Origin of the sequence: Mycobacterium sp. pV006 (assembly GCF_041287115.1) — a bacterium.
GTDB lineage: Bacteria > Actinomycetota > Actinomycetes > Mycobacteriales > Mycobacteriaceae > Mycobacterium.
The window spans coordinates 35,358-59,230 of record NZ_JBGGKT010000014.1 but is presented as its reverse complement, the minus strand read 5'-3'; the positions used below and the strand labels follow the sequence as shown (position 1 = coordinate 59,230).

Here is a 23,873-nt window from a genome sequence, read left to right as displayed (position 1 = left end):
CAACGATGCAAGACGAGTGTCAACCCTGGGGGTAGTAGCGCGGGGTGAACACCCGGTCACCGCCGTCGTCGCCGTGATGCCACTGCGTCTGCGACGATCCGACGATCAACAGGCACCTCATGTCGACCCGGGCGGGATCGAGATCGCCCAGCGGCACCACCGTCACCGTCTCCTGCGGCCCGGCGACGTCACGGCCGATGACCACCGGCGTGCCGGGATCCCGGTGCTCCAACAGCAGGTCGCGCATGGCGCCGACCTGCCAGGTGCGCGACTTGGAGGCGGGGTTGTAGATCGCCAGTACCAGGTCGGACTCGGCGGCCGCGCGCAGTCGACGCTCGATGATCTCCCACGGCTTCAGCCGATCCGACAGCGAGATCACCGCATAGTCGTGCCCCAGCGGAGCGCCGACGCGACTCGCGACCGCCTGCGCGGCCGTCATCGCGGGGATGACGCGCACCTCGACGCCCGGCCACTGCTTGGCCTCCTCGAGGACGGCGGTGGCCATCGCGAAGACTCCGGGGTCGCCGGACGAGACGACCGCGACGGTACGGCCCTGCTGGGCCAGCTCGCAGGCCAGCCGCGCGCGAGCGGGCTCGTCGGTGTTGTCGCTGGGATGGCGCTGCTGTCCCTCGCGGACGGCGACCCGGTCCAGATAGGGGCCGTACCCGATCAGGTCCGTCGCTCCGGCCAACTCACGGCGGCTCTGCGGAGTCGTCCACTGGGCATCGCCGGGACCCAGCCCCACCACGGCCACCGAGCCGGTCGGGGCGGCAGCCGCCGGTTTCCCGGCCAGCATGGTCAGCGAGAAGTAGGGCACCGAGTCGGCATCGACGTCGGCGGCGGGCAGCACCTTCTGGCGGTCGGTGCTGGCGCGTTCGACGTAGAACGCGTCGCCGAGGCGGCCGGTGGCCGAAAGCGCCTCGCGCACACGAGGATACGAGCGGCCGAGCTTGAGGATCACCGCCGCGTCGGTATCGGCCAGGCGGCGCTCGAGTTCGTCGGTGGGCAGCGTGCCCGGCAGGATGGTCAGCACCTGTTCGCCCTGGACCAGCGGGGTCGCCACCGCCGCCGAAGCCGCGCTGACCGACGTCACGCCCGGCACGATCTGGGCGTCGAAGTTCTGGGTCAGACGCGTGTGCATGTGCATGTAGGAGCTGTAGAACAGCGGGTCGCCCTCGGCGAGCAACGCCACGTCGCGGCCGGCGTCGAGATGCGCGGCGATCCGGTCGGCGGCTTCCCGGTAGAAGTCCTCCATGGCGCCGGCGTAGCCGCCAGGATGGTCGGCGACCTCGGTGGTCACCGGATACACCAGGTGCTCCTCGATCTGCCCTTCGCGTAGGTACGGCTCGGCGATCCCGCGCGCGATGCTGCGTCCGTGGCGGGCGCTGTGGTAGGCCACCACGTCGGCGGCCGCGATCACGCGGGCGGCCTTGACCGTCACCAACTCCGGGTCGCCGGGACCGAGCCCGACGCCCCACAGGGTTCCTCGTTGTTTGCTCATTCTTTCTCTGCCGCAATCGCATTCACGGCCGCGGCGGCCATCGCGCTGCCACCGCGGCGACCGGTCACCACCAGATAGGACATGCCTCGCGGACGCGCGATGAGCTCGTCCTTGGATTGCGCGGACCCGACGAAGCCGACCGGTCCGCCCAGCACTGCCGCCGGTGGGGGGAGGCCTTCGTCGACGAGTTCGAGGAGCCGGAACAGCGCTGTCGGGGCGTTGCCGACGGCGAACACCGCGCCGGCCATCCGGTCGGCCCACAGGTCGACGCCGGCCGCCGACCGGGTGTTGCCCGACTTCGCCGCGAGTTCCGGGGCGCGCGGGTCGGCCACCAGCGAGACGACCTCGTTGTCGGCGGGCAACCGGGAGCGGGTGATGCCGGCGGCGACCATCGACGAATCGCACAGGACCAGCGCCCCGGTGCGCAGCGCGTCGTGGGCGCGGGTGACGACGTCGTCGGTGTAGGCGATGTGCTCGGGGAGATCCACCTGACCGCAGGTGTGGATCAGCCGTACGACGACGCGGGACACGTCGTCGGGGAACCTCGCCAGGTCGGCTTCGTCGCGGATGGTCGCGAACGACTGCCGGTAGATCTCGGCGGCGTCGCGGATGTAGTCGAGCACCTGCTCACCCTAAGGGTGGGGTAGAAGCGTCCGGTAACCGTCTCCGGTGGCGACCAGGACCTGCGCGGACGCGGGACTGCCGCAGGCCCGTTCACACCCGACGTAGTGCCGGTGGGTGACCCCGTCGGGCACCGCAGCGTCGACCGCGGCGGCGGCATCGGCGCGCACGTCCGCCGCCGATCGGGCGCATCCGGGGATGCCGGTGCACGCTGAGACGCCCAGCCACGGCGAATTCGCGTCGAACACCAGCCCCATCGGCGCCAGCACGCGCAACGCCGTGTCGGCCACGCCTTCGTCCAGGTCGAACAGCAGCACCGAGCGCCAGGGTGTCACGGTGATCGGCGCGTCGACCGCGGCCAGGAACCGCGCCACCTGCGCATCGAGCACGCCCAGCGGCACCGCCGCGCCCAGCGTGATGCGACCGTCACCCTGCTCGATCCAGCCGACCGGGGGCCGGCTTTCGGCCGGCCAGGTCGCTCCCGGGGCCGCGCTCGGCTCATGGTCGACCAGCAGGACGGAGGGATCGTCGAGTTCGGCCACCCGCCACGCCGTGCCTCGCACGTCCAGGAATCGGTGGGCGAGTGCGGTCAACGTCGCCACGGTGTCGCAGCGGGCCACCCGCACGCCGGTGTCACGTCCGGACAGCAGCACCGCGGCGGTGGTGTCGTCGAGGACGTGCACACCGACATCGGGGGCCAGACCGGAGACGTCGCCGCGACCGTCGTCGAGACCGAACAGGAACCGTCCCGGCAGCTGCGCCAACCGCGCATCGGCCCGGATCGCCGCGTCCAGCGCGGCGACGGCGTACCGGATGTCGCCGACTCCGCCCGCGCGCCCGGACAACGGCGAGGCCACGATGTTGCGGACCCGTTCGTGGGTCGGAGACGGCAGCAGCCCGGCCGCGGCGAGGCAGTCGGCGATGGCGGCGGTGTCGCGGACACCGCGGATCTGCAGGTTGCCACGCGAGGTCAGTTCCAGGGTCGAGGAGCCGTGGTCGATCGCGGCCAACGCGATCGCTTCCAGTTGAGCAGCGGTCACCATGCCGCCGGGCAGCCGCACCCGCGCCAACTCGCCGTCGGCTGCGGTGTGGGTCTGCAGTGCGCCGGGGCAGGCGTCGTTGTCCCGCGTTCTGGCCACCCGACCACGGTACTCGGGATGCTCAGCCGGCCAGTGCCACCGGCGCGACGACCTGCGAATACCCGGACGCGTCGCCGGCGACGACGCGGCTGGTCCTACCGCGGGTGTCGACCGGAATGTCACCGGCCAGCGTCACCCGACTCAGCCGGCGGAACTGGTTGTCGTAGTCCGACACCGCGTAATGCTGGGTGGCGCGGTTGTCCCACACCGCGAGGTCGCCGAGCTCCCAGCTCCAGCGGATCGTGTTCTCCAGCTTCGTGATCCGGTTCTGCAGCAGGGTGAACAACGCGTTCGACTCGGCCTGACCGAGACCGACGAACTGTTTGACGAAGTGCCCGAGCAGCAGCACCGGTCGGCCCGTCTCCGGGTGCACACGGACCACCGGATGCTCGGTCTCGTAGTACTCGGAGACGAACTCGTCGCGATACTGGCGCTCGGTGGCGGCGAGCTGCTGCACACGCGCGTCGGCGTCGCCGGCGTAGTCGTAGACGTTGGTGTGCACCGCCCACAGGTTCTCGGCCAGCGCCCGCAACGGTGCCGGCAGCTGGTCGTAGGCCGCCTCCGTGGACGCCCACGTGGTGGTCCCGCCGTACGCCGGGAGCGTGACCGCCCGCAACAGCGAGGCCTTGGGGATGCGGTCGACGAACGTGACGTCGGTATGCCAGCTGTTGGCCTTGTCGTAGCGCGAGTCGATCGGCAACACGGTCGCACCGCGCGAGGTCACCGTCGGATGGGCCAGGGTCGGGCTGCCCAGCGCACGCGCGAAGGCCAGCTGGCCGTCGTCGTCGAGCTCGCGCTGGTCCCGGAAGAAGATCACCTTGTGCTCGAGTAGCGCGGCGTTGATCTGGGCCGCGGTCGCGGGATCCACCCCGCGCGCCAGATTCACGCCCTCGATGCGGGCACCGATGACGGCGCCGAGCTTGACCACACGTAGCGATGACACCGAGTACCTCCTAAGAACAGTCGGTGTCACCCTGTCCGTCGTGGGCAACCACGCCCACCCTTTGATTCAGCGCGAACGCAACCTGCTCCCGTTTCGACCGGGTCAAGATCGGGAACAGCGACCGGGTGGGTGGGCTGTGGGACTACGTCACCGCGCACTACCCTCAGCTCATTTTCGACTCCTACCAGCACGTCAGCGCGGTCGTGCAGAGTGTGCTGATCGCCACGCTCATCGGGGTCGTGGTCGGGGTGCTCACCTATCGGAATCCGGCGGCGGCGAACCTGGCCACCGCGACGTCGAGTGTGATCCTGACGGTGCCGGCCTTCGCGCTGCTGGGCTTGCTGATCCCGCTGTTCGGTCTCGGGGTGATTCCCAGTATCGCGGCACTGGTGCTCTACTCGCTTCTGCCGATCGTCCGAAACACGATCGTCGGACTCAACGCCGTGGATCCGGCGCTGACGGACGCAGCACGCGGTATCGGGATGAGCCGGCTCGACACGATGCGTCGCGTCGAATTGCGGCTGGTGTGGCCCTCCATCCTGTCGGCGATGCGGGTCAGCACCCAGATGGCGATGGGGGTTCTGGCCATCGCTGCGTATGTCAAGGGGCCGGGACTGGGCAACCTCATCTTCGCCGGGCTGGCGCGGGTCGGGAGCCCGACGGCGGTGCCGATGGCCCTGACCGGGACCCTACTCATCGTGATCCTGGCGCTGTTGCTCGATGCCGTCCTGGTTCTGATCGGGCGACTGACGACGTCGAAAGGTATTCGATGACAGAGCAATCCGGTGTCCGCATCGAACTCGACCACGTCACGAAGGTCTATCCGGGCAGCGACCAGCCCGCCGTCGACGACGTGTGCCTGGAAATTCCGGCCGGGGAGATCGTGGTGTTCGTCGGACCGTCGGGGTGCGGCAAGACCACGATGATGCGGATGATCAACCGGCTGTCCGAGCCCACCTCCGGCCGGATCATGATCGGTGACCGGGATGCGTTGAGCATCAAGCCCACCGAACTGCGCCGCTCGATCGGATACTCGATCCAGCAGGCCGGTCTCTTCCCGCACATGACCATCCGGCAGAACGTGGGACTGGTTCCCGGGCTGCTGAAGTGGGATCGGAAACGTATCGACGACCGTGTCGATCAACTGCTCGACATGGTGGGCCTCGAGCCGCGCCAATACGCTGACCGTTACCCGCGACAACTCTCCGGCGGCCAGCAGCAGCGGGTCGGCGTGGCGCGTGCGCTCGCCGCTGACCCGCCCGTGCTGCTGATGGACGAGCCGTTCGGCGCGGTGGACCCGATCACCCGCAGCTCGCTGCAGGACGAACTGCTCCAACTGCAGGACGAACTGCGCAAGACCATCGTGTTCGTCACCCACGATTTCGGCGAGGCGGTCAAGATCGGCGACCGTATCGCCGTTCTCGGGCCCCGATCCAAGGTGCTGCAGTACGACACGCCGCAGACGATCCTCGCCAGCCCGGCAGACGACACCGTCGCGGGCTTCGTCGGTTCCGGTGCCTCACTGCGCCAGCTGGGCCTGGTGCGCATCAAGGAAATCGAGCTGCGCGATCACATCGCCGTGCACCGCGACGACGACATCGGGGAGGTGCGAAAGACGCTGGCCGAGAGTCCGTTCGACTGGGCGGTGATCCTCGACGACCGGGAGCGTCCGGCGTCCTGGGTGCGAGGGCACCGACTGGCGCACGCGCGCACGTTGGCGGACGCATCCGAGGATCTCAGCGTGGTCAGCACGCAGTCCACGTTGGAGGATGCGCTCGAGGCAATCCTGGCCGAACAGCACGCCTCGGCGGTGGTGGTCGGGGCCGGCGGTCGCTACGCCGGCGTGGTCACCTTGGACACGCTCATCGACACCATCACCAGGTTGCGCGCCGAAGCCGAGGAGTCATGACCAGCGCGGTGCAGTCGTCGAGCACCTCGATGACCGCCGCGGAGCGGCTTCGCCTGCTGGTTCAACCGGTCCTGGTTGTGATCGCCACCGCCGGCGTCCTGTTCTGGGCCTTCGCTCGGGATCTCACCGCCACCCAGCGGGAGAACATCAACGCCGCCAATGTCGCCACGTTGGTCTGGCAGCACCTGTTGATCACACTGGCGGTCACCGTGATCGTGGTGACGGTCGGCGTCCCGCTCGGAATCTTCGTGACGCGTCCGCGGGCAAAAATGTTGCGGCCGTTGTTCATCGGGATCGCCAATGTGGGGCAGGCTGCACCGGCGATCGGTCTGCTGGTGCTGCTTTTCCTGATCACCGCGCAGACCGGATTCTGGATCGGCGTATTGCCGATTGCGCTGTATTCGCTGCTACCAGTGCTGTCGAGCACCATCCTCGGACTCGATCAGGTCGACAGATCGACCATCGATGCCGGTCTGGGACAGGGGATGTCACGTACCGCACTGCTGGCCAGGGTTGAACTGCCGTTGGCGGTGCCCTACATCCTGGCGGGTCTGCGGACGTCGCTGGTCATCGCTGTGGGCACCGCGACATTATCCTTCCTGGTCAACGCGGGTGGACTCGGCATCCTGATCGACACCGGCTACAAGCTGCAGGACAACGTGACCCTGATCCTGGGCAGCGTGCTGGCGGTGTGCCTGGCGCTGTTGGTGGACTGGGTCGGAGGACTGGCTGAATTCCTTCTGAGTCCCAAGGGGTTACGTTGACTCGGTCGGCAGTGGCGGTCCTGGCGCTCATCTGCGGCTGGATGCTCGCAGGGTGCGGGTTGGGCGCGGGCAGCACGGTGCCCCTCCGCGTAGGTCCCGGTTCGATCGAATCGAACGCTGATCTGGAGGGTGTGCCGATCACCGTCGGTTCCAAGGAGTACACCGAACAGGTGATCATGGGCTACATCCTGCAGTTCACGTTGGCCGCCGCCGGTGCCGATGTGCGCGACCTGACCGGCATCGTGGGCTCCCGCTCCACGCGAGAGGCGCAACTTTCCGGACAGGTCGATGTCGCCTACGAATTCACAGGCAACGCCTGGATCAACTATCTCGGCCACGAGAAGCCGATACCGGACACCCGCGCCCAATACGAGGCCGTGCGCGACGAGGACCTCGCGCGCAACGACATGGTCTGGCTGGAGCCCGGTCCGATGGACGACACCTACGCGTTGGCGGCCAGCTTGGAAACAGTGCAGCGCACGGGCGTTCGAACGCTGTCGGACTATGCCGACCTGGTCCGGCGAGATCCTGCCGCGGCGCGCACCTGCGTCGACACCGAATTCCGGGCCCGCCAAGACGGATATCCCGGGATGGCTGCCGCCTACGGTTTCGACCCCGGGCGCGCGCAGACCCCGATCTTGCAGGTCGGCATCATCTACCAGGCGACCGCCGACGGTGCCGAATGTGACTTCGGTGAGGTGTTCACCACCGACGGCCGCATCTCCGCCCTCGACCAGACCGTCCTCGTCGACGACAAGCAGTTCTTCGCGCACTACAACCCGTCGGTCACGATGAAACGGGACTTCTTCGAAGCACATCCGCAGATCGCGGAGGTGACCGCGCCGGTGACCGCCGCGCTCACCAACGAGGCGATCACGGAGATGAACAAACAGGTCGACGTCGAAGGCCGTGAACCGGCAGTGGTGGCGCGCGACTGGATGGTGTCGGAAGGCTTCGTCTCGGTCGACTAGGAATTCGCTGAATCTGCGCCTTCCAGGTGGTTGAGCGGTTAGGGTGCTTTCAAGGCGAGGCCTGGGGAGTTGCCATGCGGATCAAAGTCGCCATCATCGGTGCGGGGATGTCCGGGCTGTGCATGGCCATGAAACTCCAGGACGCCGGCATCCACGACTTCACGCTCTATGAAAAGGCCGACGAGGTCGGCGGCACCTGGCGCGACAACACCTACCCCGGCCTGACCTGCGATGTGCCCTCGCGCTACTACGCCTACTCGTTCCGTCCAAACCCGGAGTGGTCGCGGTTGCTGGCGCCGGGCGCGGAGATCCAGGAGTACTTCCGGCGGGTCGCCGACGAGCGCGGAATCCGGTCGCACATCAGGTTTGGCGCCGAGGTCACCGACGCGATGTACCGCGACGGCGGCTGGTGGCTGACGACCGAGGGCGGAACGGAGAGATTCGACGTCTTGGTCACCGCGACCGGCGTTCTGCGCATTCCCCGCTATCCGGCCATCGAAGGTCTCGATACCTTCGCCGGGCCGATGTTCCACTCCGCGCGGTGGGACCACTCGGTGACGTTGGGTGACAAGCGCATCGGTCTGATCGGAACGGGTTCGACCGGTGTGCAGATCACCGCCGAACTCGGGGGAAACGTGAAACAACTCAAAGTGTTTCAGCGCACCGCACAGTGGATCTGTCCGTGGCCGAACCTCCGGATGTCGGAGCGCACCAAAGCCGCGATGCGCCGATGGCGGTGGCTCAATTCGTTCAGCTACTGGTTCTGGGGCAACTTCGTTCGCCGGCTGTTCGGTGTAGCGCCGGTGCGGCCGGGCTGGCAGCGCTGGCTCTACACCACCCAGTGCCACCTGAACCTCAAGTTCTCGGTGCGCGATCCTGAGTTGAAGAAGAAGTTGACCCCGAAAGACCAGCCGATGTGCCGGCGGATGATCTTCGCCGGTCACTACTACCAGGCGGTGCAGAAACCGGGTGTCGAACTCGTGACCGACGCAATCGTGCGCGTCGAACCGCGCGGCGTGCGCACGGCCGACGGCTCGCTGCACGAGGTCGACCTGCTGGTGCTGGCGACAGGTTTTCACGCGCACGCGTACGTGGCGCCGCTGACGATCACCGGACCGGACGGCCGCACACTAGCCGAGGCGTGGGCGGACGGCCCTACGGCGTACCGCTCGGTGGCCGTTCCCGGGTTCCCGAACATGTTCATGCTGATGGGGCCGTATTCCCCGCTGGGGAACAACTCGCTGATCCACGTCGCAGAACAACAGACCGACTACATCATGTGGTGGATCGAGCAATTGCGCGCCGATCGTATGCTCGAGACCGCGCCTACCGAAGCCGCCACCGCGCGCTACCACGAGCAGATGAAAGCCGCGATGCCGCAAACGATATGGGCCTCCGGCTGCAGCAGCTGGTATCTGGGCAAGGACGGGCTGCCGGAACTGTTCCCGTGGACGCCTGATCGGTACGTCGAACTGATGCGCGACCGGCAGGTCGCCGATTTCGAGGTGAAAGCCGCCGGAGTGTGACATCGGACACTGCGTCCCGGGCATAGTTCCGCCTCACACAATGCGTTCACAGAACCCGGTACCGGCGGTACCGTCTCACGTGTTGACCCGCCTCGTGCGGGACGCCCGAAAGGACCTGTCATGTTGTCGATCGTCGTTTTCGCCGCGGTCATCTTCGCGCTCGTCGCCGCCATCGGGATGCCCTACGGGCAGACCTGGTACGCGCGCTGGAACCCGCACCGCTGACGGGCGGTCTCCCGGCGCCGGGCCGGTGCGGTACGAATGGGGGGTGACCGAGCCTGCCTCTACCGCCGACCACGCGCCCACCGTCCTGTTGCTCTCCACGTCGGACACCGACCTGATCACGGCCCGCGCCAGTGGCGCGAGCTACCGCTGGGCGAATCCGTCCCGCCTGATCGAGGGAGAACTCGACGAGTTGCTCGTCGGCGCCGACGTCGTGGTGATCCGCATCCTGGGCGGCTACCGGTCCTGGCAGGACGGTATCGACGCGGTGGTCGCGAGCGGCCTCCCGACCGTCGTGGTCAGCGGCGAACAGACCCCCGACGCCGACTTGATGGAACACTCCACCACGCCGGCCGGCGTCGCCCTGCAGGCGCACATCTACCTCGCCCAGGGTGGGGTGCCCAACCTGGCGAACCTGCACGCGTTCCTGTCGGACACCCTGCTGATGACCGGCTTCGGCTTCGCCGAACCCGTCGCCACCCCGACCTGGGGTCTGCTCGAGCGTGAGGCTGCCGTCGGGGACGGCCCGACGGTGGCCGTGCTGTACTACCGCGCGCAACATCTGGCGGGCAACACCGCCTATGTCGAAGCGCTGTGCGACGCGATCGAAAACGCCGGGGGCAAGCCGCTTCCGGTCTTCTGTGCCTCGCTGCGTACCGCCGACGCCGACCTGCTGGCGCTGCTGGGCACCGCCGACACGCTGATCACCACCGTGCTCGCTGCCGGCGGTGCGACCCCGGCCGCCGTCGGGGCCGGCGGAGCCGACGACACGTGGAACGTCGCCCACCTCGCTGAACTCGACGTGCCGATCCTGCAGGGCCTGTGCCTGACCAGCTCGCGGGCGCAGTGGGAGGCCAACGACGACGGCATGTCGCCGCTCGACGTCGCCACTCAGGTGGCGGTACCCGAGTTCGACGGCCGCATCGTCACGGTTCCGTTCTCGTTCAAGGAGATCGACGACGAGGGACTGATCTCCTACGTCGCCGACCCCGAGCGGTGTGCCCGTGTCGCCGGGCTCGCCGTGAGTTATGCCCGGCTGCGCTCGATCGCCGCGGCCGACAAGCGTGTGGCACTGGTGTTCTCGGCGTATCCCACCAAGCACGCGCGTATCGGCAATGCCGTCGGCCTCGACACCCCGGCCAGCGCCATCCGGCTGCTGCAGGCCATGCGCGAAGCCGGTTACGACCTCGGCGAGGTGCCCGGCCTCGCAGCCGAGGACGGGGACGCACTGATCCACGCGCTGATCGAGCGCGGCGGCCAGGATCCCGCTTGGCTCACCGAGGGGCAACTGGCCGGCAACCCGATCAGGGTGCCCGCCAAGGAGTATCGGGAGTGGTTCGCGACGTTGCCCCGTGAGTTGGCCGACGCGATCGTCGAACACTGGGGTCCGCCACCGGGCGAGTTGTTCGTCGACCGCAGCCGCGACCCCGAGGGCGAGATCGTGATCGCGGCAATGGTTTCCGGGAACATCGTGATCCTGGTCCAGCCGCCGCGCGGATTCGGTGAGAATCCGGTGGCCATCTACCACGACCCCGACCTGCCGCCCAGCCACCACTATCTGGCGGCCTACCGCTGGCTCGGCGACAGCTTCGCCGGTTCCTTCGACGCCGACGTCGTGGTGCACCTCGGCAAGCACGGCAACCTCGAATGGCTGCCGGGTAAGACACTCGGGATGTCGGCGTCCTGCGGCACCGACGCCGCGCTCGGCGATCTGCCGCTGATCTACCCGTTCCTCGTCAACGACCCCGGCGAAGGCTCCCAGGCCAAGCGGCGGGCGCACGCGACGTTGGTCGATCACCTGATCCCGCCGATGGCCCGGGCCGAAACCTACGGCGACATCGCCCGTTTGGAGCAACTGCTCGACGAGCACGCGACGGTCTCGGCGCTCGACCCCGGCAAGCTGCCGGCCATCCGTCAGCAGATCTGGACGTTGATGCGCGCGGCCAAGATGGACCACGACCTCGGCCTGGAGGACCGGCCCGACGAGGACTCCTTCGACGACATGCTGCTGCACGTCGACGGCTGGCTCTGCGAGATCAAGGACGTGCAGATCCGCGACGGCCTGCACATCCTCGGGCAGGCGCCGCAGGGGGAGGACGAGGTCGACCTGGTGCTGGCGATCCTTCGCGCCCGCCAGCTGTTCGGCGGCGAACAGACCGTGCCCGGGCTGCGGCAGGCGCTCGGTTTGGCCGAGGACGGCAGCGACGAACGCGCCGCCGTCGACGCCGCCGAGACCCGCGCCCGCGAACTCGTGGCGGCGCTGCAGGACAGCGGTTGGGACCCGGCCGTCGTCGACTCGCTGACCGACAACCCCGACGTGGCGGCGATCCTGCGCTTCGCCGCGACCGAGGTGGTGCCGAGACTGGCCGGAACCGCCGGCGAGATCGACCAGATCCTGCGCGCCCTCGACGGCCGGTTCATCCCGGCGGGACCCTCGGGTTCGCCGCTGCGCGGTCTGGTCAACGTCCTCCCCACCGGCCGCAACTTCTACTCGGTCGACCCGAAGGCCGTGCCCTCCCGACTGGCATGGGAAACCGGTGTGGCGATGGCGGATTCGCTGCTCGAGCGGTACCGCAGCGACTACGGACGCTGGCCGGAGTCGGTCGGGCTCTCGGTGTGGGGCACCTCCGCCATGCGGACCGCCGGCGACGACATCGCCGAAGTCTTTGCGCTCCTGGGAGTTCGGCCGGTCTGGGACGACGCGTCGCGCCGCGTCGTCGATCTCGAGCCGATCCCGCTGGACGAATTGGGCCGGCCCCGCATCGACGTCACCGTGCGCATCTCGGGGTTCTTCCGCGACGCCTTCCCGCACGTCGTCGCATTGCTCGACGACGCCGTGCAACTGGTCGCCGGACTCGACGAGCCGGCCGAGGACAACTACGTACGTGCCCACACCCAGACTGACCTGGCCGAGCACGGAGATCAAAGACGAGCCACCACGAGGATTTTCGGTTCCAAACCGGGGACTTACGGCGCGGGCCTGCTGCAACTGATCGACAGCCGCAACTGGCGCGACGACGCCGACCTCGCCGCGGTGTACACGGCCTGGGGCGGATTTGCCTACGGCCGCGGGCTGGACGGCGTTGCGGCCACCGACGACATGACCCGGGCATACCGCCGAATTGCCGTGGCAGCCAAGAACACCGACACCCGCGAACATGACATCGCCGACTCCGACGACTACTTCCAGTACCACGGCGGCATGGTCGCCACGGTGCGCGCGCTGACCGGTAAGGATCCGGCCGCCTACATCGGCGACAACACCCGTCCGGACGCCGTGCGCACCCGCACGCTGTCCGAGGAGACCACGCGCGTGTTCCGGGCCCGGGTGGTCAACCCGCGCTGGATCAACGCGATGCGCCGTCACGGCTACAAGGGCGCGTTCGAGATGGCCGCGACCGTCGACTATCTGTTCGGTTACGACGCCACAGCAGGCGTGATGGCCGACTGGATGTACGAACAGTTGTCGCAGAGCTACGTCCTCGATGAGGAGAACCGCAAGTTCATGGCCGAGTCCAACCCGTGGGCGCTGCACGGCATGGCCGAGCGGCTCCTGGAGGCCGCCGGCCGCGGTATGTGGGCGGCACCCGAGCCCGCCACGCTTGACGGCCTCAAGCAGGTTCTCCTCGAAACCGAAGGTGACCTCGAAGGCTGACGATTTTGTCAGACTGCTTGGCTAGTGTCGGGGTTGTGTTCGAACGTGTGTGCGAGTTCTCCGATGCGGCCGGTGAGGCTGAGTTGCGTGCGGTGGTCGAGCGCTGTGAGCGGTTGAAGGCGCAGGCTGCGGCGGTGCAGGCGCGGGCGACGGCGTTGTGGGCGGCCAAACGCGCCGCCCGCGAGGAAGCCGACGGTGTGCCGAAGGCGCGGCGAGGTAAGGGGTTCGCGTCGGAGGTGGCGTTGGCCCGGCGCGAAGCGCCGGTGCGCGGCGGCCAGCACCTCGGGTTCGCCAAAGCGCTGGTGCACGAGATGCCGTACACGTTGGCGGCGTTGGAGTCCGGGGTGCTCTCGGAGTGGCGGGCCACGTTGATCGTGCGGGAGTCGGCGTGTCTGAGCGTCGAACACCGCCGCCAACTCGATCTCGAGTTATGCGCTGATCCGTCTCAGCTGATCGGGTGGGGTGATGCGCGGGTAGCTGCGGAGGCCAAAAAGATCACCGCACGCCTGGACGCCGCCGCGGTGGTCGAACGTGGCCGCCGGGCGGTCAAAGATCCCGGCGTATGGGTACGCCCGGTCTCCGACACCATGGCCGACGTCACCGTGCGACTACCCATGTCCCAAAGTGTCGGAATCTACGCCGCCTGCAAACGCGAAGCCGATATGACCTTCGACGGCCGTGCGCGCGGACGGGTGATGGCCGAAACCGTCTATGAGCGGGTCATCGGCCGTCCCGCCGACAAGCCGGTGCCGGTCGCGTTGAACCTGGTGATGGCCGACACCACCCTGGCCGGTGATGACGACGAACTGGGCTGGCTCGACGGCTACGGCCCGGTGCCGGCCGGGTTCTGTCGGGCGTTGACCGGTGATGCGGTCGCTGATGCCGACACCAAAGCCACCCTGCGCCGGCTCTACCGCCACCCGAGCTCGGGGCAGCTGGTCGCCATGGAATCCAAGGCGAGGATCTTCCCGAAAGGACTGGCGCGGCTGCTCGATCTGCGCGACCGGACCTGCCGTACCCCGTACTGCAACGCCCCGATCCGCCATCACGACCACGCCACACCGGCCCGCGAGGGCGGGGCGACCAGCGCGGTCAACGGGCTCGGCGAGTGCGAGGCCTGCAACTACGCCAAGGAAGCCCCCGGCTGGCGCGTCACCACCGACACCGTCGAAGGCCAACACCGGGCGCAGTTCCGCACCCCCACCGGCGCGGTGTACCACTCCACCGCCCCACCGCTACCCGGCCCACCCATACGTCGGAAAGTCAGCCTGATGGAAGGCCGACTCAGCATCGACCTCGTTACCTTCGACGCCGCCTGAGCTGGCCGTTAGATTGGCGACCATGACCGCCACCTTTGCTGACGTCGCCAAGTCCGAGTACATCCTGCTGACCACGTTCACCAAGGACGGTCGTCCCAAGCCGACGGCGATCTGGGCGGCCCCGTCGGGTGACGGGTTGATCGCCATCACGCAGGAGAAGTCGTGGAAGGTCAAGCGTCTGCGTAACACGTCGCGCGTCACGATCGCGCCGTGCGACCGCGCCGGTAAACCCAAGGGTGACGCCGTGGAGGCGACCGCCCGCATCCTGGACAAGTCGGCCAACAGCGCCACCTACGACGCGTTGGGCAAGCGGTACGGCCTACTCGGCAAGACGTTCAACTTCTTCTCGAAGCTGCGCGGCGGCATGGAGAAGAACGTCTCGATCGAGATCACGCCCGCGACCTGAGGAACCCGCGGCCGCTGCGGATCGTTGGCACACTATGGCGATGAGGCTGTTCCTGATCTACGTGCTGGTCGAGATTGCCGTGGTGGTTGCCCTGGCTTCGACGATCGGCTTCGGCTGGACCGTGCTGCTGCTCGCCGCCACCTTCATGCTCGGCCTCGCCCTGGCCGGTTCGCAGGCCCGCCGCCAGATTCGGCGCCTGCGCGGCGGTGTCACGCTCACCGAAGCCCAGGGGGCAGTCACCGACAGCCTGCTCGTCGCACTCGGTACCGTGCTGGTCGTGATCCCCGGACTCGCCAGCTCCGTCCTCGGCGCCGTACTGCTCCTGCCACCGACCCGCGCCGCCGCGCGCCCGCTGGTCACGGCGCTGGCTGCCCGCCGCGCGCCTCTGATCGTCGGTGTCAGCACCATGGGTTCTGCCGCCGGACGCGCTCGTCACGGTGACTACATCGACGGCGAGGTGGTCGACACCGTCGACCACCCGGTGCACCAGCCGCGCCTGCCGGAGTGAGCGCCACTGCGCTGCTGCTCAACGGGCGCATCCACAACCCCCTCATGCCGGACGCGACCGCCATGGCCGTCCGGGACGGCGTGGTCGCATGGATCGGTCGCGACGACGTCGGCCGCGCGCAGTTTCCGGACGCCGAGGTCACCGACCTGGCAGGCGGTTTCGTCGCGCCCGCCTTCGTCGATTGTCACTTCCACACGACGGCCACCGGCCTGGCGTTGACCGGGCTCGACCTGCGGGTAGCGCAGTCCTTGCGTGACTGTCTGCAGATGGTCGCCGATTACGCGCGCGATCAGCCCGACGGGGTCATCTGGGGTCACGGCTGGGACGAGACGGCGTGGCCGGAAGGTACGGCACCGACCACCGCCGACGTCGACGCCGTTGTCGGCGACCGCCCCGCCTATCTGACCCGCGTCGACGTGCACTCCGCGGTGGCTTCCACCGCGCTGCGCCGCCGCGCGGGTCTGCTGACCGCCGACCCGCAGTCGCCGGCGAGCGCCGACGACCACCACCGGGCGCGACTCGCCGCCCGCGAAGCCCTTACCGCCACGCAGCGTGACCACGCCCGGCGTGCCGCGCTCGACGCCGCGGCCGCCGCCGGCATCGCTGTGGTGCACGAATGCGCCGGCCCCGACATCTCCGGTCTCGACGACTGGCAGGAGCTGCGCAGCCTCGACCACGGCGTCGAAGTCGTCGGCTACTGGGGTGAACCCGTGACCAGCGCCGACCAGGCCCGCGACCTGCTGCGCAGCACCCAGGCGCACGGCCTCGCGGGGGATTTGTTCGTCGATGGCGCACTGGGGTCGCGTACCGCCTGGTTGCACGAACCGTATGCCGACGCCCCCGCGGTCACCGGCAACAGTTACCTCGACGTCGACGCCGTCACGGCCCACCTCGGGGCCTGCACCGAAGCCGGGATCACCGCCGGCTTTCACGTCATCGGCGATGCCGCCGTCACCACCGTCGTGACCGCGGTGCAACGGGTCGTCGACCGGTTCGGCAGCGTCGCCGTCGCGCGCTGCGGCCACCGCCTCGAGCATCTGGAGATGGTCACCGAGGAACAGGCCGCGCAACTTGGCAGCTGGGGCGTGATCGCCAGTGTCCAACCCAACTTCGACGCGCTGTGGGGCGGCGACGAGGGAATGTACGCCCGCCGGCTCGGGCCTGCCCGCGCCCGCGGTCTCAACCCGTTCGCGCAACTGGCGTCCCACGGTGTGCCGCTGGCGCTCGGTTCGGATTCGCCCGTGACCGACCTGAACCCGTGGACCGGCATCCGCGCTGCCACCACCCATCGCACGCCGGGCAGCGCGATCTCGGCGCGCGCGGCGTTCGCGGCGGCCACCCGCGGGGCATGGCGGGCCGGAGGGGTGCGCGACGGCGTCAGCGGAACGCTGGTACCCGGTGCGCCCGCCACCTACGCGATATGGGATGCCGACGAGTTCGACGTGACGGCGCCCGCCGACGCTGTGCAGCGATGGTCGACCGACCCCCGGTCGCGTGTCCCGGTGCTGCCCGCCCTCGACGGAGTGCTGCCGCGCTGCCGGCAGACCGTGCACCGAGGTGACGTCCTGCATGGCTGACACCTGGCCGCGGCGGTTCGGCGCGGCAGTGGCGAGCCGTGCGCCTCAGCTGACGGTGAGCATCGCCGCCGGGCTCGCGCTGTACGCGAGCTTCCCGCCGGTCGGCTGGTGGTTCGCCGCGCTCGCCGCGTTCGCCGGGTTGAGCTGGGTGCTGACCCGACCGACCACGACCGCTATCGGCGGATTCGGATACGGCCTGCTGTTCGGCCTGGCGTTCTACCTGCCGCTGTTGCCGTGGATCAGCGGTCTCGTGGGCGCGTTGCCGTGGATCGCCCTGAGCTTCGCCGAAGCCCTGTTCCCGGCGTTGTTCGGCCTCGCCGCGGTTCTGGTGCGCCGCGTTCCCGGGTGGCCGGTGTGGTTCGCGGGCTTGTGGTCGGCGCAGGAGTGGCTGAAGTCGACCGTGCCGTTCGGCGGGTTCCCGTGGGGCGTCGTCGGCTTCTCCCAGACCGAGAGTCCGTTGCTGCCGTTGGCCCATGTCGGCGGGGCCCCGCTGGTGTCGTTCGCGACGGTGCTGGTCGGCTTCGCGGTCGCGGCGATGACGATGGAGGTCGTCGCCTGGTGGCGACGCGAGGCGACCGCTCGGGCGGCGGCGCCTCCGGCGGTCGTCGTGCCCGGGTTGTGCATCGCGCTCGTGCTGGTCGCCACCGCGTTGGTGTCACCGCAGGTGCGCAAGTCCGGTGCGGGCGCCGGCGACGATCCGCCGATCACGGTGGCCGCCGTACAGGGCAACGTCCCGCGTCTGGGACTGGAGTTCAACGCGCAACGGCGAGCGGTGCTCGACAACCATGTGCAGGAGACCCATCGACTGGCGCGGGATGTACGGGCCGGGCGGGTGCCGCGACCCATGATGGTGATCTGGCCGGAGAACTCCTCCGACATCGACCCGCTGGCCAACGATGACGCGGCGCAGCAGATCTCTGCCGCCGCCGATGCGATCGACGCGCCCATCCTGGTGGGCGGTGTGGTGGCCGCACCCGGGTACAGCCGCGACAATCCGGAGTCGACGAACTCGGTGATCGTGTGGAACCCGGGCACCGGGCCCGCCGACCGGCACGACAAGCGGATCGTGCAGCCCTTCGGCGAGTACCTGCCGTGGCGCAGCTTCTTCAGTCGGCTGTCGCCCTATGCCGATCGCGCCGGGTATTTCGTCCCGGGAGACGGCGACGGCGTCGTGCAGGCCGCGGGTGTGCCCGTCGGGGTGACCACCTGTTGGGAGGTCATCTTCGACCGGGCGGCCCGGGAATCGGTGCGCAACGGAGCCCAACTGCTGGCCGTCCCGACGAACAACGCGACCTTCGACGAGTCGATGAGCGAGCAGCAGTTGGCGTTCGCGCGGTTGCGCGCGGTCGAACACGACCGCTACGTCGTCGTGGCAGGCACCACCGGAATCAGTGCGATGATCAGCCCCGACGGACACGAGCTGAGCAGGACCGCCTTCTTCGAACCGGCCTACCTGGACCAGCAGTTGCGGCTGAAGTCGTCGTTGACCCCTGCGACGCGGTTCGGTCCGTTCGTCGAGGCGGCGCTGATCGCCCTCGGCGCCGCGGGGGTGATCGCCGCGATGCTGCACAATGGTTTTCTTGTGCCGGCAAGACTACGGGCCCGGCGACCCACGCCCGATGACCGTGAAGACGATGAAGGAGCCGCATGAGCGTCCCCGGTGGCTTGAACGGCGACCGCCCCTCGGCGCGGCCCAGCGACCGCACCCTGGTGATCATCCCGACCTACAACGAGCGCGACAACCTGTTGAAGATCGTGTCCCGGGTGCACACGGCCGAGCCTGAGGTCGACATCCTCATCGTCGACGACGGCAGCCCCGACGGCACCGGCCAGCTGGCTGACGAGCTGGCCCTGGCCGATCCGGACCGCGTGCACGTCATGCATCGCACGTCGAAGGACGGCCTCGGAGCGGCCTACCTGGCCGGGTTCGCATGGGGTCTGAAGCGCGGATACACGGTGCTGGTCGAGATGGACGCCGACGGCAGCCACGCGCCCGAGCAGCTGCACCGGTTGCTCCGGGAGATCGACAACGGCGCCGACCTGGTGATCGGGTCGCGGTACGTCCCGGGCGGGGAGGTGCGCAACTGGCCGCGGCGCCGGTTGGTGCTGTCCCGGACCGCCAACGGCTACTCCCGCATCCTGCTCGGCGTGGACATCCACGACATCACCGCCGGATACCGGGCCTACCGGCGCGAGGTGCTGGAGAAGATCGACCTGTCAGCGGTCGACTCGAAGGGCTACGGCTTCCAGGTGGACCTGACGTGGCGGACCATCAATGCCGGATTCACCGTCGTCGAGGTTCCGATCACGTTCACCGAGCGGGAGCACGGCGAATCGAAGATGGACGGCTCCACGATTCGGGAGGCGATCGTCAAGGTCGCCCAGTGGGGCCTGCGCGCCCGCATCGACCGGGCGCGCGGCACCGCACGCTGAGCGGCGGGGTCAGCTGCCGCGTCGACGGGTCTTGATGATCTCGAGACGCTCCTTGAGCAACTCGTCGAGCTCCTCGATGGACCGACGCTCCAGCAGCATGTCCCAGTGGGTGCGCGGCGGCTTGACCTTCTTCGGCTCGGGCACCTCACCCTCGATCAGGGTGCCCTCCATGCCGTTGCGGCACAGCCACGTGCCGGGGATCTCGGCGTCGTCGGCGAACGGAACGTCGAACTCTTCACCGTTGTCGGTGCGGTAGCGCGCCACCTGCCGCGGCGCCAGGTCATGGTTGCGGTCGGTCTCGTAGCTCACCGCGCCGAGCCGGCTGCCCCTCAATACACGATCAGCCATCGTCGTCTCCTCTTGTCAGCGCTTTGTGTCCCGGGATGTTCAACGCGCACGGGCCGCCACGAGTTCCTCGGGATGCCCCGACTCGGCATCCGATGATACCGGGATTGCCGTGGGTCCGGGTTTAGAGTCTGGCTGTGACGCCTCAGGCCACCCGGTCCCGCACTCGCACCCGCCCGCAGAACTGCCGCTGGTGTGGCCGCGAAGTCGCCGACAGCGGCCTGGGTCGGCGCCGGCAGTATTGCCGGCAATCGTGCCGTCAGCGCGCCTACGAGCAGCGGGCTCTGGTCAAGGGGACTTCGGTGCCGCCCGATTCGGTGGTGCTCACCGCCGAGGAGGCCGCCGAACTGTCCGACCGCGTCTACCAGGTGCGCTGCGCCGCCGAAGACATGGCCACCGCCCTGGCCGAGGGTGCTGCCCCGGCGGAGTTGCGGGAACTGTGCGATGCGGTGATGCAGGCCGCCCGTGCGGCCGACGGTTGGCGGTAGTCGGGGAGCGCTCAGCACTCGAATAGTGCGGCCGCGTCCGGCGGCGTCGGCGCCGGTTGCAGGCAGCCGTACGGCGTCACCCCGGCGGTGCTGATCCGGACCGCGCTGCGGTGTGCGTAGTTCACGCAGATCAGCGCTTCGGCGTCGGCGCGGCACCTGCTGTCCCCGAACGCCAGTGACTGACCGTCGGCCAGTTCGGGTCCGCTGCCGCTGCCGAACGGTCCCGGGTCGCCGCGCAGCGACCCGACCTGCACCGAGGTGCCGGAGAAGGTGACCCAACCCGGCTTCCACGCGCCCTCCGCGCCCTGCGGACGCGGCGGCGGATCGTCGAGCTCGACCAGACACATCAATTCGCCGGAGGTGATGCACTGCGTCGTGGTCAACGGTGCGCCTGCCGATGCGGTGAACGCGATCTCACCGTCGAGACGGGTGGTGACACCGTCGCGGAACGCGACCCCGAATCCCGCGGGATCCGCCGGCGCCGCATCCTCGACCCAGTCGATCACCGCGCCGATCGGCGCGTTCTCCTGCGGCAGCGCCGACGGCGTGGGCGCGGACGGGGAAGACGTCGGCGCCGCGGTCGATGCCGACGGCTGGGGTGACGACGACGGCGGGACGGACAACTCGGCCTGGCCTCCGACGGACTGCGAGCAGGCGGCCGTCAGCGCGGCCAGTGCCGCCACGACCGCAATGCGCATGCGGCCAAGGTTAACCGGCCGACACACGGTCGGCCGCCGGTACGCGGTGCAGCAACGTTCGCTACCGTCGGAATCATGCACGAACACACCATCCGGGCGAAGATCGCCTCCGGAACCATCGAGGGGTTCACCCGCGACGGCGTGCACCGCTGGCGCGCGGTCCCGTACGCCAAACCGCCCGTCGGTCCGCTGCGGTACCGCGCCCCACAGCCGGTCCAGCCCTGGCCCGGTGTGCGTTACTGCCACGGGTTGGGTAACTGTGCACCGCAGCAACGCATGTACACCATGCTGGCTCCGGGTCGGTATCAACCGCAGAGCGAGGACTGTCTGACCCTCAACGTCGTCATGCCCGCCGACGTGACCCCGAATCACGCCAACGCGGTACTGCCGGTGATGGTCTTCATCCACGGCGGTGGCTATCTGCTGGGCAGTTCGGCCACCCCGATCTACGACGGTGCGTCCCTGGCCCGCAAGGGTTGCGTCTTCGTCTCGGTGAACTACCGGCTCGGAGCGCTGGGCTGTCTGGACCTGTCGTCGTTGTCCACGCCCGATATCCGTATCGACGACAACCTCTTCCTCCGTGACCTGGTGATGGCCCTGCGTTGGGTACGCGACAACATCGCCGCGTTCGGCGGGAATCCCGACAACGTCACCATCTTCGGGGAAAGCGCAGGCGCACACGCGGTCTCGACACTGTTGGCCACACCGGAAGCCGAAGGCCTTTTCGCGCAGGCGATTTCGCAGAGCCCGGCCACCGGATTGAGCCGCTCATCGGGAGCTGCGGCGCAGTACGCCGAGCGGTTCGCGCGGCTGCTCGGCGCCGATCGCCGTAATGCGGCCGAGGCACTCATGGCGGCGCGTCCCGCCGATCTGGTCAACAACCTGGAGCGGCTCATCGTCGACGGGCAGGACGAAATGACCGGGGCCTTCGCGATCGGCCCCACCTTCGACACCGAGTATCTGCCGTTGGAGCCGTTCGAGGCGATGCGCCGCGGCGCCGCGGCACGGGTCCCGCTGATCGTCGGGAACAACGCGGAGGAAGGGCGGCTGTTCACCCGCTTCCTGAAGTTGTTGCCGACCACCGAGCAGGCGATCGAGAAGATGTTCACCCAGGTGGATCCCGATGTGCGCGAACGGGTTCTGGCGGCCTATCCCGGTTACCCAGACCCGACGGTGTGCGTGCGCCTGGGTGGTGACTGCATCTTCGGTTCGGCGACCTGGGAGATCGCGCAGGCGCACAGCCGACACGCGCCCACCTACGTGTACCGCTTCGACTACGCACCCCGCACCTTCCGGTGGTCGGGGATGGGTGCCACTCACGCCACCGAGTTGTTCGCGGTGTTCGGGGTCTACCGCACCGCCCTCGGCAAGCTGCTGACCGCCGGTCTGGACACCGCGGCCACCCGCAAGGTCACCAGGGATGTGCAGCGGCGATGGTTGTCGTTCGCGCGCGAGGGTCTACCCGGCGAGGACTGGCCTCGATACCGAGCCGACGAGCGGCCGGTTCTGGTGCTCGACCGCCACCGCCGCGTGGAGCACGACCCGCACGCCGACCGACGTCAGGCGTGGCAGGGCTTCTCGCTGGCCGTCTGACGCTCTCGCCATGGTTGCCAGATCGGTTGCACTGTTTCTTCTTGCCGCCGTCCTCGAGATCGGCGGCGCCTGGTTGGTGTGGCAGGGCGTCCGCGAACACCGGGGCTGGCTGTGGGCCGGGTGCGGCGTTCTGGCGTTGGGCGCCTACGGATTTGTGGCCGCCTTCCAACCCGACGCACATTTCGGGCGGGTGCTGGCGGCCTACGGCGGAGTGTTCATCGCGGGTTCGTTGGCCTGGGGGATGGTCGCCGACGGCTTCCGCCCCGACCGGTGGGATCTCCTCGGCGCAGCGGTCGCGCTGATCGGCGTCGGCCTGATCATGTACGCACCGCGCTGACCCCTCAGCCCAGATGTGCGCTGTCGTCGTCGAGGTCGTCGCGACGCAGCCCCATCGGGGTGCCGTCCGGCACGTCCCCGGCGGCGACGACCTTCCGGGTGATCGGGGTGAGGGCGCGGAACAGCGACTCCACCTCGGCATCGTCGAGAACGTCCAGAGCCGTCAGTGCCGCGGCGTCGGTGGCGTCTTCGATGTGCTGCTTGAGTTCTCGGCCGGCCGAGGACAGCGCCCCGGCCTCGTCGAGCAGTCCGCGTTCTCGCAGCCGGCTCTGGCAGTCCGCCCACTGCTCGTCGTCGTAGTCCCGACCGCGTTTGATCATCGCCTCGGGGACGCGACCGGCGGCCGCGTGCAACACGTTGGCGTCGCGGCCGGACAGCCGCTCGGCGGTCAGGACGGCCACGTGCCCGTCGCCGCGGTGTTCCCGCAACAACGTCGTCGCGTGCCACAGGCGCGCCAGCGGTTCCTCGGGCCACGGCAGCGCCTTGTTGGCGGCGTAGAGGGTCCGTCCGCCGACTTCTGCGGACGCTGCCGCGCGGTAGGCCGCGTCCGCGGCGGCGGTCGCCTCGTCGTCGGTGACGCCTGCGCGGCGAAGGGCGGCCACCGCCGACGATTCCCGCGCCCGCAGCGCGTCGGCGGGGGAGGCGATGTCCCACACCGCGGGCAGCGCCTTGGCCACCCGTTCCGGGGTGAAGCTGTAGAACGCGGCGGTCACCACCTCCGGTGGCACCTTCCCGAAGGGCGCAGACCGGGCGGCGAAGTACCCCATCCAGAATCCGCGGAAGCCCAGTCCGTCGAGGGCGGCACGGGCCTCCGGGGCGAAATAGGTGACCGCGTGGACGGGCTCGAAGCGGTCGAAGAGGCGTCGGGCGAGGGAGGGTTGACGTCGCACCGTCGTAGTCAATCATCTCTGCGTCGGCC

22 protein-coding genes are annotated in these 23,873 nt (G+C 69.0%); 15 read left to right on the top strand and 7 right to left on the bottom strand.

The features are described 5' to 3' along the window. Positions 1–19: 19 nt before the first annotated feature. The 4 genes from ACAG25_RS19755 to ACAG25_RS19740 are packed head-to-tail and all read right to left on the bottom strand — an operon-like array spanning position 20 to position 4,204. A complete protein-coding gene (locus ACAG25_RS19755) occupies positions 20–1,501 on the bottom strand; it encodes a precorrin-2 C(20)-methyltransferase (protein WP_370490171.1) in 1,482 nt (493 codons plus the stop codon). Next, positions 1,498–2,124: a precorrin-8X methylmutase gene (locus tag ACAG25_RS19750; RefSeq protein WP_370490170.1), complete on the bottom strand. Its 627-nt coding sequence runs from the start codon at positions 2,122–2,124 to the stop codon at positions 1,498–1,500. Before ACAG25_RS19750 ends, ACAG25_RS19755 begins: the two co-directional genes overlap by 4 nt. A gap of 9 nt (positions 2,125–2,133) precedes the next feature. Then, the gene (cobG, locus tag ACAG25_RS19745; RefSeq protein ID WP_370490169.1) at positions 2,134–3,261 is read right to left on the bottom strand and encodes a precorrin-3B synthase; all 1,128 of its coding nucleotides are present in this window, start codon (positions 3,259–3,261) and stop codon (positions 2,134–2,136) included. A 22-nt stretch (positions 3,262–3,283) separates the two neighbouring features. Continuing rightward, a complete protein-coding gene (locus tag ACAG25_RS19740) occupies positions 3,284–4,204 on the bottom strand; it encodes a TauD/TfdA dioxygenase family protein (protein WP_370490168.1) in 921 nt (306 codons plus the stop codon). 125 nt (positions 4,205–4,329) lie between these two features. Here ACAG25_RS19740 and ACAG25_RS19735 point away from each other — a divergent pair, with 125 nt between their 5' ends. From ACAG25_RS19735 to ACAG25_RS19680, 12 genes are all read left to right on the top strand, one after another. Beyond that, positions 4,330–4,977: an ABC transporter permease gene (locus tag ACAG25_RS19735; RefSeq protein ID WP_370490167.1), complete on the top strand. Its 648-nt coding sequence runs from the start codon at positions 4,330–4,332 to the stop codon at positions 4,975–4,977. Beyond that, positions 4,974–6,113, top strand: a complete 1,140-nt coding sequence (locus ACAG25_RS19730) for an ATP-binding cassette domain-containing protein (RefSeq protein ID WP_370490166.1) — start codon at positions 4,974–4,976, stop codon at positions 6,111–6,113. The genes ACAG25_RS19735 and ACAG25_RS19730 overlap by 4 nt, the downstream gene beginning before the upstream one ends. Beyond that, positions 6,110–6,877, top strand: a complete 768-nt coding sequence (locus tag ACAG25_RS19725; RefSeq protein ID WP_370490165.1) for an ABC transporter permease — start codon at positions 6,110–6,112, stop codon at positions 6,875–6,877. The genes ACAG25_RS19730 and ACAG25_RS19725 overlap by 4 nt, the downstream gene beginning before the upstream one ends. A gap of 41 nt (positions 6,878–6,918) precedes the next feature. Continuing rightward, positions 6,919–7,848, top strand: coding sequence for a glycine betaine ABC transporter substrate-binding protein (locus ACAG25_RS19720; RefSeq protein ID WP_370490230.1), 930 nt, complete (start codon positions 6,919–6,921; stop codon positions 7,846–7,848). A 74-nt stretch (positions 7,849–7,922) separates the two neighbouring features. Further along, positions 7,923–9,374, top strand: a complete 1,452-nt coding sequence (locus ACAG25_RS19715) for a flavin-containing monooxygenase (protein ID WP_370490164.1) — start codon at positions 7,923–7,925, stop codon at positions 9,372–9,374. A gap of 268 nt (positions 9,375–9,642) precedes the next feature. Then, positions 9,643–13,251 carry a cobaltochelatase subunit CobN gene (gene cobN / locus ACAG25_RS19710; RefSeq protein WP_370490163.1) on the top strand — a complete coding sequence of 1,203 codons (3,609 nt, stop codon included), beginning with the start codon at positions 9,643–9,645 and terminating at the stop codon, positions 13,249–13,251. Positions 13,252–13,286: 35 nt separating this feature from the next. Further along, the gene (locus ACAG25_RS19705; protein ID WP_370490162.1) at positions 13,287–14,570 is read left to right on the top strand and encodes an HNH endonuclease; all 1,284 of its coding nucleotides are present in this window, start codon (positions 13,287–13,289) and stop codon (positions 14,568–14,570) included. A gap of 22 nt (positions 14,571–14,592) precedes the next feature. Further along, positions 14,593–14,976, top strand: coding sequence for a PPOX class F420-dependent oxidoreductase (locus ACAG25_RS19700; protein WP_370490161.1), 384 nt, complete (start codon positions 14,593–14,595; stop codon positions 14,974–14,976). 34 nt (positions 14,977–15,010) lie between these two features. After that, entirely contained in the window at positions 15,011–15,484 is a 474-nt protein-coding gene (locus ACAG25_RS19695) for an FxsA family protein (protein WP_370490160.1), read from the top strand. Positions 15,485–15,528: 44 nt separating this feature from the next. After that, on the top strand, positions 15,529–17,061 hold the full coding sequence (locus ACAG25_RS19690; RefSeq protein ID WP_370490229.1) for an amidohydrolase: 1,533 nt from the start codon (positions 15,529–15,531) through the stop codon (positions 17,059–17,061). Then, positions 17,054–18,712, top strand: coding sequence for an apolipoprotein N-acyltransferase (gene lnt / locus ACAG25_RS19685; protein WP_370490159.1), 1,659 nt, complete (start codon positions 17,054–17,056; stop codon positions 18,710–18,712). The genes ACAG25_RS19690 and lnt overlap by 8 nt, the downstream gene beginning before the upstream one ends. Continuing rightward, complete coding sequence (locus ACAG25_RS19680) at positions 18,709–19,494, top strand: polyprenol monophosphomannose synthase (RefSeq protein ID WP_370490158.1); 786 nt, start codon at positions 18,709–18,711, stop codon at positions 19,492–19,494. The genes lnt and ACAG25_RS19680 overlap by 4 nt, the downstream gene beginning before the upstream one ends. A gap of 9 nt (positions 19,495–19,503) precedes the next feature. On the opposite strand, the gene ACAG25_RS19675 is transcribed toward ACAG25_RS19680, so the two are convergent. Beyond that, positions 19,504–19,842, bottom strand: a complete 339-nt coding sequence (locus ACAG25_RS19675) for an RNA polymerase-binding protein RbpA (protein ID WP_370490157.1) — start codon at positions 19,840–19,842, stop codon at positions 19,504–19,506. A 134-nt stretch (positions 19,843–19,976) separates the two neighbouring features. Between ACAG25_RS19675 and ACAG25_RS19670 the strand changes: the two genes are divergently transcribed. Continuing rightward, positions 19,977–20,327, top strand: coding sequence for a hypothetical protein (locus ACAG25_RS19670; RefSeq protein WP_370490156.1), 351 nt, complete (start codon positions 19,977–19,979; stop codon positions 20,325–20,327). Between the two features lie 11 nt (positions 20,328–20,338). On the opposite strand, the gene ACAG25_RS19665 is transcribed toward ACAG25_RS19670, so the two are convergent. Continuing rightward, positions 20,339–21,025: a hypothetical protein gene (locus ACAG25_RS19665; protein ID WP_370490155.1), complete on the bottom strand. Its 687-nt coding sequence runs from the start codon at positions 21,023–21,025 to the stop codon at positions 20,339–20,341. 75 nt (positions 21,026–21,100) lie between these two features. Between ACAG25_RS19665 and ACAG25_RS19660 the strand changes: the two genes are divergently transcribed. Together ACAG25_RS19660 and ACAG25_RS19655 are read left to right on the top strand one after the other, a co-directional pair. After that, on the top strand, positions 21,101–22,618 hold the full coding sequence (locus tag ACAG25_RS19660; protein ID WP_370490154.1) for a carboxylesterase/lipase family protein: 1,518 nt from the start codon (positions 21,101–21,103) through the stop codon (positions 22,616–22,618). A 10-nt stretch (positions 22,619–22,628) separates the two neighbouring features. Beyond that, positions 22,629–22,955 carry a YnfA family protein gene (locus tag ACAG25_RS19655; RefSeq protein WP_370490153.1) on the top strand — a complete coding sequence of 109 codons (327 nt, stop codon included), beginning with the start codon at positions 22,629–22,631 and terminating at the stop codon, positions 22,953–22,955. 4 nt (positions 22,956–22,959) lie between these two features. Here the strand turns inward: ACAG25_RS19655 and ACAG25_RS19650 are convergent, their stop codons facing one another. After that, positions 22,960–23,844 carry a hypothetical protein gene (locus ACAG25_RS19650; protein WP_370490152.1) on the bottom strand — a complete coding sequence of 295 codons (885 nt, stop codon included), beginning with the start codon at positions 23,842–23,844 and terminating at the stop codon, positions 22,960–22,962. Between the last annotated feature and the right edge of the window lie 29 nt (positions 23,845–23,873).

Coding starts and splice junctions, on each gene's coding strand:
- ACAG25_RS19755 (WP_370490171.1), bottom strand. CDS start 1,501: ATGAGCAAACAACGAGGAACCCTGTGGGGCGTCGGGCTCGGTCCCGGC.
- ACAG25_RS19655 (WP_370490153.1), top strand. CDS start 22,629: ATGGTTGCCAGATCGGTTGCACTGTTTCTTCTTGCCGCCGTCCTCGAG.
- ACAG25_RS19690 (WP_370490229.1), top strand. CDS start 15,529: ATGCCGGACGCGACCGCCATGGCCGTCCGGGACGGCGTGGTCGCATGG.
- ACAG25_RS19725 (WP_370490165.1), top strand. CDS start 6,110: ATGACCAGCGCGGTGCAGTCGTCGAGCACCTCGATGACCGCCGCGGAG.
- ACAG25_RS19715 (WP_370490164.1), top strand. CDS start 7,923: ATGCGGATCAAAGTCGCCATCATCGGTGCGGGGATGTCCGGGCTGTGC.
- ACAG25_RS19680 (WP_370490158.1), top strand. CDS start 18,709: ATGAGCGTCCCCGGTGGCTTGAACGGCGACCGCCCCTCGGCGCGGCCC.
- ACAG25_RS19730 (WP_370490166.1), top strand. CDS start 4,974: ATGACAGAGCAATCCGGTGTCCGCATCGAACTCGACCACGTCACGAAG.
- lnt (WP_370490159.1), top strand. CDS start 17,054: ATGGCTGACACCTGGCCGCGGCGGTTCGGCGCGGCAGTGGCGAGCCGT.
- ACAG25_RS19695 (WP_370490160.1), top strand. CDS start 15,011: ATGGCGATGAGGCTGTTCCTGATCTACGTGCTGGTCGAGATTGCCGTG.
- ACAG25_RS19720 (WP_370490230.1), top strand. CDS start 6,919: ATGCTCGCAGGGTGCGGGTTGGGCGCGGGCAGCACGGTGCCCCTCCGC.
- ACAG25_RS19675 (WP_370490157.1), bottom strand. CDS start 19,842: ATGGCTGATCGTGTATTGAGGGGCAGCCGGCTCGGCGCGGTGAGCTAC.
- ACAG25_RS19700 (WP_370490161.1), top strand. CDS start 14,593: ATGACCGCCACCTTTGCTGACGTCGCCAAGTCCGAGTACATCCTGCTG.
- ACAG25_RS19665 (WP_370490155.1), bottom strand. CDS start 21,025: ATGCGCATTGCGGTCGTGGCGGCACTGGCCGCGCTGACGGCCGCCTGC.
- ACAG25_RS19660 (WP_370490154.1), top strand. CDS start 21,101: ATGCACGAACACACCATCCGGGCGAAGATCGCCTCCGGAACCATCGAG.